Origin of the sequence: Anaeromyxobacter sp. PSR-1 (assembly GCF_000964525.1) — a bacterium.
In the GTDB taxonomy this organism is placed as follows: Bacteria; Myxococcota; Myxococcia; order Myxococcales; family Anaeromyxobacteraceae; genus Anaeromyxobacter.
Genome location: NZ_BAZG01000322.1, coordinates 1 through 2,199, shown reverse-complemented (window position 1 = coordinate 2,199; position 2,199 = coordinate 1). Strand labels below are relative to the sequence as shown.

At 74.5% G+C, this 2,199-nt stretch carries 3 protein-coding genes; all 3 read left to right on the top strand.

The genetic code is table 11. The annotated features are described in order from the left end of the window. On the top strand, positions 1–634 hold a 634-nt coding region (locus PSR1_RS22990), incomplete at its 5' end, for a nucleotidyltransferase (protein ID WP_059439612.1). Further along, positions 631–1,392 (top strand): TIGR04290 family methyltransferase, encoded by a 762-nt coding sequence (locus PSR1_RS22985; protein ID WP_059439611.1) that lies wholly within the window; start codon positions 631–633, stop codon positions 1,390–1,392. The genes PSR1_RS22990 and PSR1_RS22985, both read left to right, overlap by 4 nt. Before the next feature lie 11 nt (positions 1,393–1,403). After that, positions 1,404–2,199, top strand: a 796-nt coding sequence (locus PSR1_RS22980) for a hypothetical protein (protein ID WP_059439613.1), incomplete at its 3' end; no start/stop codon positions are given.

Sequence of the window (2,199 nt, the reverse complement as noted above, 5' to 3'; positions counted from 1 at the left end):
GATGCTCCGCGGCGGCGCCGACCGGCTGTGCTTCGTCATCTCGCCGGGCAAGTCGGACATCGTCGAGTACTTCGGCGGCGCGGTCGGCGGCGCCCGCATCTGCTACGTGGTCCAGCCCAGGCCGGCCGGGCTGTGCGACGCGCTGTTCCGCGCGCTGCCGTTCGTGGGGCCAGCGGACGAGGTGCTGGTGGGGCTGCCGGACACGGTCTGGTTCCCCGCCGACGGCTACCGCGCGCTCCCGGGCGGCGGCCTCTCGTTCCTGTGCTTCCCGGTGGACCGGCCGGAGCTGTTCGACGCGGTGGTCGGCGGGCCGGACGGCGCCGTGCGCGAGGTGCAGGTGAAGGCCGCGCGGCCGTCGACCGGCTGGGTGTGGGGCGGCTTCAAGCTGACCGGCGCGGTGCTCGCCGAGCTGCACGCGCTGTTCCTGGAGCGCGGCGAGACCGACGCGTACGTCGGGACGCTGGTCAACGCCTGGCTGGCGCGCGGCGGCGCGGCGCGGGCGGTGCACGCGGGGCGCGCCTACGTGGACGTCGGGACGCTCGACGGGTACCGGCAGGCGCTGCGGCTGCTCCGCGAGGGGCCGCAGCCCGAGCCCGAAGAGGCCGGCGAGGCGCCGGGGATGGGGAGCGGATGACGCGAGCGGAGATCGAGGCGCGCGTGCGCGCGCTCTCGCCGTGGTTCCACAACCTCGAGCTGAGCGGCGTGCGCACGGCGCCGGACCACTTCCTCGGCGACTACCCGGGCCTGGTCTGGCGCGCGATCGCGCCCGCGCTCCCGCAGGACCTCTCGGGCCGGAGCGTGCTCGACGTGGGGTGCAACGCGGGCTTCTTCTCGCTCGAGATGAAGCGGCGCGGCGCCGACCGCGTGCTGGGCGTGGACTTCGACCCGCGCTACCTGGCCCAGGCGCGCCTCGCCGCCGAGATCTCCGGCCTCGAGATCGAGCTCCGGGAGCTGTCGGTCTACGACGTCGCGCGGCTCGGAGAGCGCTTCGACGTGGTGCTGTTCATGGGCGTGCTCTACCACCTGCGCCACCCGCTGCTCGCGCTCGACCTCCTGCGCGCGCACGCGGTCGGCGACCTGCTCGTGTTCCAGAGCATGCTGCGCGGCTCGAACGGCCGGCTCCCGGCGGAGCCCGACTATCCGTTCGAGGAGCGCGAGGTCTTCGACCACCCCGCCTGGCCCAAGCTGCACTTCGTCGAGCGGCGCTACGCGCACGACGAGACCAACTGGTGGATCCCGAACCGCGCCTGCGTCGAGGCGATGCTCCGCTCGGCCGGGTTCGCGCCCGCGCCGGTGCCGGGCACCGAGGTCTACCTGTGCCGCCCGGCCGAGCCGGATCCCTTCGGCGGACCGGTGTACCCGGCGACGCCGCGCGACGGAGGTGCGCCGTGATCGAGGCGGTGATGCTCTGGAACGAGCCGAACAACCTGTCGCACTGGGACTTCGGCGCGGACCCGGGCTGGGGACGCTTCTCGCAGATGGTGCGCCTCGCCGGGGCGGCGGTGCGCGCGGAGCGGCCCGGCCTGACCCGCGTGCTGGGCGGCACCTCGCCCATCGACGCCGGCTTCCTGCGCCTGCTGGAGTCGCAGGGTGCGCTCGCCGAGGTGGACGCCGTCGCCGTCCACGGGTTCCCGCTCGACTGGAACCACTGGCAGATCCACGAGTGGCCGGCCCGGCTCGCCGAGATCACCTCCGCCGTGCGGCTCCCGGTGTGGATCTCCGAGGTGGGCGTCTCGTCGTTCGGCGCGGAGGAGGTCCAGGAGTGGGGGCTCCGCCGCACCGCCGAGCTGCTGCTCGGCAAGGCGCCGCGCATCCACTGGTACAGCCTGTTCGACCTGCCGCGCGCGTGGCCCGCCACCACCCGCCACCGCGAGGCGGAGGGCTCGTCGTACTACCGGCACTTCTACATGGGGCTCGTCCGCGAGGACGGCACGCCCAAGCCGGCGCTGGCGGCGTTCCCCGCGCTCGCGCCCGGCCTGGGGATCTGCCAGTGGTTCCACTTCGAGGACCCGCGCCTCGACGCGGGCGTGCGCTGGCTGGAGGACCTCGGCGTGCGCCACCTGCGCACCGGCCTCTCCTGGGCGGACAGCTACCGGCCGGGCTGGGAGGCCTGGTTCGACCGGCAGATGCGCGCGCTGGAGCCGTTCGAGGTGACGGTCACGTTCTGCTTCACGCCGGAGCACCGCGGGCTGAAGCCGC

Bases quoted from the DNA above. Each gene is read 5' to 3' on its own strand.
- PSR1_RS22985 (WP_059439611.1), top strand. From the start codon at position 631: ATGACGCGAGCGGAGATCGAGGCGCGCGTGCGCGCGCTCTCGCCGTGG.